The organism is Bradyrhizobium sp. MI1.4 (assembly GCF_055811315.1).
The window spans coordinates 1-7032 of sequence record NZ_JBVVPP010000098.1; the positions used below are offsets into that span (position 1 = coordinate 1).

General features: G+C 57.6%; 6 protein-coding genes. 1 reads left to right on the top strand and 5 read right to left on the bottom strand.

Annotated features, from left to right (window positions below; translation table 11 throughout):
• Positions 1 to 24 precede the first annotated feature (24 nt).
• From AC0L23_RS39455 to AC0L23_RS39465, 3 genes are all read right to left on the bottom strand, one after another.
• The gene (locus tag AC0L23_RS39455) at positions 25 to 525 is read right to left on the bottom strand and encodes an NAD(P)H-dependent flavin oxidoreductase (protein ID WP_473358363.1); all 501 of its coding nucleotides are present in this window, start codon (positions 523 to 525) and stop codon (positions 25 to 27) included.
• 286 nt (positions 526 to 811) lie between these two features.
• Positions 812 to 1576: an amino acid ABC transporter ATP-binding protein gene (locus AC0L23_RS39460; protein ID WP_473358364.1), complete on the bottom strand. Its 765-nt coding sequence runs from the start codon at positions 1574 to 1576 to the stop codon at positions 812 to 814.
• A gap of 13 nt (positions 1577 to 1589) precedes the next feature.
• Complete coding sequence (locus tag AC0L23_RS39465) at positions 1590 to 2420, bottom strand: amino acid ABC transporter permease (protein ID WP_473358365.1); 831 nt, start codon at positions 2418 to 2420, stop codon at positions 1590 to 1592.
• A gap of 1074 nt (positions 2421 to 3494) precedes the next feature.
• Between AC0L23_RS39465 and AC0L23_RS39470 the strand changes: the two genes are divergently transcribed.
• Positions 3495 to 3950 carry an acyl-CoA thioesterase gene (locus AC0L23_RS39470; protein ID WP_473358366.1) on the top strand — a complete coding sequence of 152 codons (456 nt, stop codon included), beginning with the start codon at positions 3495 to 3497 and terminating at the stop codon, positions 3948 to 3950.
• 372 nt (positions 3951 to 4322) lie between these two features.
• Here the strand turns inward: AC0L23_RS39470 and AC0L23_RS39475 are convergent, their stop codons facing one another.
• Together AC0L23_RS39475 and AC0L23_RS39480 are read right to left on the bottom strand one after the other, a co-directional pair.
• Positions 4323 to 5210: a beta-keto acid cleavage family enzyme gene (locus AC0L23_RS39475; protein WP_473358367.1), complete on the bottom strand. Its 888-nt coding sequence runs from the start codon at positions 5208 to 5210 to the stop codon at positions 4323 to 4325.
• Positions 5211 to 5621: 411 nt separating this feature from the next.
• Complete coding sequence (locus tag AC0L23_RS39480; protein WP_473358368.1) at positions 5622 to 6404, bottom strand: carnitinyl-CoA dehydratase; 783 nt, start codon at positions 6402 to 6404, stop codon at positions 5622 to 5624.
• Between the last annotated feature and the right edge of the window lie 628 nt (positions 6405 to 7032).

Here is a 7032-nt window from a genome sequence, read left to right on the forward strand (position 1 = left end):
GAGAGCGCTGGGCGCTGATTTCGCCTATATCGGCACCTCCTTCATGGCCGCATCGGAAAGCAGGACCGACCCCGCCCCCGCACACACGAGCACGAGGCCGTCTACGCCCGCTGCAGCGGCCTTCCGCGCATAGGCGACGGAGTTAACATCTGCGAAAACTAGACCGCCGTAGGAATGCGCCACTTCGACGGCCGGCCGGGGAGCGCCCAACGCGGTGATGACAATCGGAGGCCTAAACGTTTCTACCAATTCCAGGTCTTCCGGCAGACGCTTGTTCGTCGAATGCATAACAAGATTCAGCGCCCAAGGCCTCTCTGGGCGATCGCTCAGGCCGGATTTGATAAACTCCAACATGTCCTTGAGTTCCGCGGCATTTCTAGCATTTGGCGTCGGAAGAGAGCCTACGATGCCGGCCTTACAGCAAGCCAAGAGAAGTTCAGGCCCGGAAATCAAAAACATAGGAGCAGCAAACACCGGTAGACGGAGGGTCTGCAGGGCGAGCTTGGCGTTCCGGATCTTAAGCATTGAACCTCCATTTATCGGTGTCGAGGGTTAGCCCCGTCGTGCGACAGAAGTGATATCAACAGCCACTGCCTACAGCGCTTTGATAGTCCGCTCGCATCGCGCAACTCGAATCCGGGGTGTCATGTTATCGGGAGAGGATGCGAGTCTTCAGCGTGATCGTTGCCTGACTTCTGCGTCGATGGAGAATGCTCACCGCGAGCACGTTCGCCGCAACTCGAAGCGCATATCGCCAGACAACTCCATTCCTCTTATGCACTTACGTTTGACGAGGCCTCGCGTGTCCACGTCAGCTAAGTACGGCTGAAATAAAATTCTGTGTTCGGGCATGCGTCGGACTGCTGAGGACCTGGACCGGGGGACCGCTTTCGATCACTTGCCCCTCATCCATGAAAACCACCCGGCTTGCCACTTCCCGCGCGAAGCCGAGTTCGTGAGTAACAACGATCATCGTCATTCCGGTCCGCGCGAGATCGCGCATCACGGAAAGCACTTCGCCGACCAGTTCGGGATCCAGCGCGGAGGTAGGCTCGTCAAACAGCATCAGTGCTGGTTTCATCGCGAGTGCGCGAGCAATTGCCACGCGTTGTTGCTGACCACCTGAGAGCTCGATCGGATACGCGTCGCATTTGTGCGACAGCCCGACCCGCGCGAGCAACTCGCGGGCGGCACCCTCCGCCTGCTTGCGCTCATGTTTGAGAACCTGAACCGGGCCTTCGGTGACGTTTTCGAGCGCCGTCTTATGGGGGAAGAGATTGAAGCGCTGGAACACCATGCCCGTTGCGAGGCGTTGCCGCGCGATCTCACGCTCGGAGAGTTCATACAGTTTCGGGCCGACGCGGCGGTAGCCGACCAATTCGCCGTTCACCCACAGTGCGCCGCTATCGACAATCTCCAACTGATTCATGCACCGGAGCAACGTGCTCTTTCCCGAGCCAGATGGACCAATGACGCACAGCACTTCGCCACGATTAATTTCTAGGTCGACACCCTTGAGCGCCTCGAATGCACCATACGACTTGCGCACGCCGCTGGCCTTAACGATCGGATTCATGTGTCCTTCCGGGCTAGCGTGGTTTCGTATCGCGGGCGCCACGTGCATAGTGCCGCTCTAATCGCGTTTGCAGGAACGTAAGCACGGTAACGACGATCAGGTACCAGAACGCAGCGACGATCAGCAGTTCGATGACGTAGTTGTTCACGTAATAGATGTTCTCTACGTTGTGGACAATTTCCGAAAACTGGATCACGCTCGCGAGCGATGTCAGCTTGACCATACCGATGAGCTCGTTGCCAATTGGAGGCACAATGACGCGCATCGCCTGCGGAAGGATGATTCGACGCAGCGCCTGAAGACGGGGCATGCCGATTGCGCTCGCTGCCTCGTACTGTCCTTGATCGACAGACAGTAGGCCCGCGCGCACCACCTCAGACGTATAAGCGCCCTGATTTATTCCAAGTCCGAGGAGCGCCGCAACAAACGGCGTCATCACGTCTACTGTGCGAACCTCGAAGAGGCCCGGAATGCCGAGTATGGGAAAAACCAGCGCGAGATTGAACCACAGCAGCAACTGCAGCAGCAACGGCGTGCCGCGAAAGAACCACACGTAGGTAGCCGCCGCCCAGTAGACCACTGGATTGGGCGAAAGCCGCATGATGGCGACCGTCACTCCGATCAGAACACCCAACAGCATCGCCAGGGCGGCCATCAGCACAGTGTTACCCAGGCCGAGAATGATGGTGCGCGCCGTAAGGTAACGACCGACCACGGCCCAGTCGATCTGACCGTGGACAAAGGCCATCACAATCCAAACGACCAGCGCCACGACCACGACGGCACTGACATAGCGCCCTACATGCTTGCGGCGCACATGTTCTAATCGAGAGATGTCCTCCACGACGTGATCCTGCTCACTGCGGGCTAGTTTACCGATTAATGCATTTGACACGCAAATTGTCTCCCGGCCGGCCATTGACATCAATTATGCGATCTTCTGAGGATCGCCTTTTCGGCATCGGCGCGCGCTCGCAACGGCATTCGGCATCAAACCCGTAAAAAAGAAAATACGCTTTCCTCCTTGCATATTTTTATCAAAATACAGGCACATATTGCTGAAAGGCAGCAGATTGCTCCGAAATCCTGATCGTTTTCTGCAAGCTCTGCCCCTGGCGAGCATCGTTTTTATGCGCCGCGAACTACCGCGCTTAAGCTGCAGCTGTGCTAATGAGCTACTTGTAGTTGCGTGCGCATACATTGATGGGGTGTTCGCGGGCCGCGCGTTCGAGGATCAGCGTCCCCGCAAACAAGCTGGCGTATCTTCGCGGTCAGGTGCTCTCACCAGATTCCGTTCATCAGAGCTGGCCTTCGACTCGGCGACTGCCGCATCTTGGTTGATATGTTATCGAAGTCCGCGGGATTGCCGGCCGATGTCTGCTTAGACACACGCCTAAGTCCGAAGGCGCGACCTCAACAATGCATGCCCAGGCCGAGCGCGTCGGCCGTTGCGTGACCATGATTAAGTGAACACTCCATTTCGACAGTCGAGATCGGGGCTGCGGTTTGAGTCTGATTTAATTCCCCGAGTTCAGCCGCTTGATAAAAAAGCTGTAGATTCTGGTGCTGCAAGCAGGATTTTGGCAGGAACGGCGTCGGGATTAGAGAAAATGAGGCCCGAGCTAGGCTTAAGCTTTATTGACAGCGCCTTCGAAGCAAAAAGGCTCCGCTCGCCTCCCTGCGAGAGCTTTCGACTTCCAACTCATCTCGGAAGCCGTCCTGGTCGACTGGACGGATCTCGCTGAACGAATGGCGCATCTGACCAGCAAGTGAGTATTTCCCAGCATGCGGATCTATACCGAGGCTTCCAAGGGATCAGAACGATGGCCAGGGAGAGACGATAGCGCTGCGCAACATTGGCAGAGTGGATATCTACTCTGGCGTGCGGTCAATCAGGACAGACTTGCGGGGGTGAAACATGGTTTGGATTAAGACCTGGGAAGGTGTCGTCGACAAGGACTGGTTGGACAAGCTCGATCACGTCAATTTCTTGACCTATCAGCGCATAGCCGATCTTGCGAGTATCGAAGTCTGGCGCCGTGCGAAGCATGATCTTGCAACTGGGCCGGACCTTCAGTTCGTCATGACCGAGACCCATGTTCGTTACATTCGGGAACTGCGGTTGGGCGCCTCGGTTGATATCCATACAGCTCTGATGGCCTCGGATACGAAGCGTTTTCATCTTCTTCATCGCATCGAAAGTGCGGGCGAGCTCGCTTGCACGGTCGAGACACTCAACCTCTGCTTCGACCCAGCGAGTCGGAGGGTGGCCCTGTTCACCACCCCAATAAGCAGTTACTTCGCGGTATGGGGAAGTTCGCCGGCCGACTTTCTTCCGCAATTGTCGATTAGCCGGAGATCATCTCGCAACTGAAGTTATGGGGTACGTGCCCGCTATCTTGAACGGCTGCCCGCCGGGGCACACCCCTCAGCTAATGACAGCAAGCTTGCAGTACGATAGGGAGCTGCTTCGCGCGAGCTTAGGATGGGGCCTGGTGATCTAGAGGCACAAGGAACCACGTCTAACAGGTCGTCTGGCCGAAGGTGCGATCCATCGGATGGTAACGAGACCCGTGTCAGCAGCAATACGCCGCTGCGCGCTGACCAGCATGTCCTTTGTAGGCTCCCACACCCCGGAGTCAGGCCCCGGCGTCACCTAGATTGACGATACCGGAGCCGCCCGCGCTGCATCGATTAGTGCACCCGAGGAACCTGACGGTCAGCAGAACCTTTTAAGCTCGATTCCTCAGGCTTGGGCTTTGAGCCTGAGCTTCTCACGCACCTCATCGGGGCCTATCACGCGCACTCCAATTCTCTCAAGGATCTCGGTCGCCCGCTGCACGAGTTCGGCGTTGGTCGCGTACCGCCCGTGGGAAAGGTACAAGTTGTCCTCCAGTCCCACCCGCACGTTCGCGCCGGCCAGCGGCGCTAATGCCACGTACGGGAGCTGCATTCGTCCAATCGAAAAGGCAGAGTAAATGGCGCGGGGTGGGAGCCGATGCACCAACGCCATTAGCGTGGTCAGATCACCCGGCGCTCCATAGGGAATCCCCATGCACAGTTGGATCAATGGCGGATCGTCGATCAGCCCCTCTTTGATTAAATCGTGTACAGCCACTAAGTGGCCAGTATCGAATACCTCAAGCTCAGGACGGACGCCGAGCTCTTTCAATCGGGCGGCCATCTTGCGCAGCGTCGGATAAGTGTTGACCATGACAGTTTCACCGGCGCCGAAGTTCATAGACCCGCAATCCAATGTGCAGATCTCTGGGCGCAGTTCTTCCACGTGCAATAGTCGCTCGAGCGCGCCCGTGGCGTCCGTCGCGGGATCCAGCGGCAGGGGCGAGTCGGGCCCGCCGAGCACGAGATCGCCGCCCGATCCCCCAGTCAAGTTTATAACCGGATTCACATCCGACTTCCGAAGACGCTGCACCACAGCCCGATAGAGCGCCAGATCCCGCGAGCCACGCCGAGTTTCAGGATTGCGCACGTGGATGTGCACCACTGCCGCTCCCGCCCGCGCTGCCTCGACCGCCGAATCGGCAATCTGCTCTGGGGTTACCGGCACATGCCGACTCTTCGGAGCACCCCCGCCCCCTGTGACCGCACAAGTAATGAAGACCTCTGAGATCATCTCCTCACCTTCTCCTTCGTTGAAGACTCGACCTTTGGTAACCACGGCATACGGCGGTAAGTTCTCCAATTGTTTGTACCGGTCATTTGATTGAGAGAGTTTGCCGCAAAGCACGATTCTGCGCTGATCGCCTAAACCTTATGGCGTTAACTTCTGTGAGCCAGCAAGGCAGAGAGGTCATCTGAACTCTAGAAGGATAGGATCAGCACAACCCATCTCGGATCCAGTTTCAACGGCGAAGAGTGCTCCGCGCCCCTTGTCTCTCGCTTCCCGAGTAGGCCGTATGGACCTAGTGGACAATGCGGGCCACTAGAAAGATACGGTCGTCGAACACCCTTGGCATCATTCACTGGTGTCCTATTGCGCTAGCACCTCACGAGGTCTCTCGCGTGAGGCGCTCCCGCCGCGCGACTAGCTCCCCTTCCACACGGGATCGCGCTTTTCTGCGAAGGCACGCGCACCCTCAAGACGGTCCTCTGAACCGTAGAGTATGTCGACGGTTGCAAGCTGACGCCGGTTCACTCTGTTCAGGGCGTCTTGGTAGCTGAGCGGCTCGGCGATGCGTACCGTCTCCTTGATAGCAGCAAGCACAAGCGGCGGGCCGCTCGCGAGCAGCCTCGCGATCTCCCACACGCGTTCCTCAAGCTTTTCCTTCGGAAGTACTTCGTTGACCAGACCCCAGCGGTGTGCCTCCGCGGCGTTCATCCAGCGACCCGTGTACAAAAGGTCCAACGCAATGTGAAAGGGAATACGCTTCGGCAGTTTGACAGATGCCGCGTCGGCGAGCTGGCCGGCACGAATCTCCGGCAATGCGAAAGACGAATGTTCGGCCGCATAGATCAAGTCGCAGGAGAGCGCCAGTTCAAATCCGCCGCCAACCGCCATACCATTGACGCAGGCGAGTACCGGCTTGTTGAGGTCGCGGAGTCCCTGCACCCCGCCGAATCCACCGACTCCATAATCAGCGTTCGCTGATTCGCCGGCCGCAGCGGCGGTTAGGTCCCATCCGGCGCAGAAAAACTTGTCACCAGCGGTCTTGAGGATGGCAACGCGCAGCTCCGGATGGTCGCGCAGCGTCTTGAAGGCCTCCCCCATTAGCCGAGAAGTCTTCGCGTCGATGGCATTCGCCTTCGGGCGGTCGAGCGTGACTTCGAGGATCGCGCCCTCGCGGCGCGTGGTTACAACCTCAGCCATTCTTTCCCTTCTCCATTATCGGCGGATTGAGACCAGGCAATCGCGCTTGCTTGTGCACAGAACGCGAGGCCACCTTCAAGTCACCCGTATGCGTTGTCAAAAAGCGCACTCGCAATTGAGCCTAGCTCCTCGAGAGAGCGCCTCTTTGCAGTAGTGTATTTCACTTCAACACACGTTTCATGCAAAGAGCTAGTCGCGCGCGCCTAAATCCGGCGCCGCGAGCCCGCGGAACGAGCGAACTTGTGTAAGATCTTGAGCGAACGATCCTGGCGGCAATGTTCCAGGGTAAGGAGCATCTAATTCTCTAGTGTGACGCTTAAAAGATCGCCAAAGAGTTCGAACGCCACTCAAATTCAAGCAGCGCCTGGAACGAGGCGTGTTGCGTCATTACAAGTCTGGGGAGTTCACACGGTAGGGCTTCGACAGCTTCAGTGCATTATCACCATGACGCGGTGAATGACCTGCTCATGGTCGCACGCAACCGACGAGCTCGCGACATCGAATATCCTGCAAACCGATTGCACAACGGCTTCGAGCCGCTGTTTGACCCGAATGTATGGTCCGGCCGCGCGTTGCAAGAGGTTTCGTCAACCTGGCAGATGCGGTCTTGCATCAATGTATCCGGCCT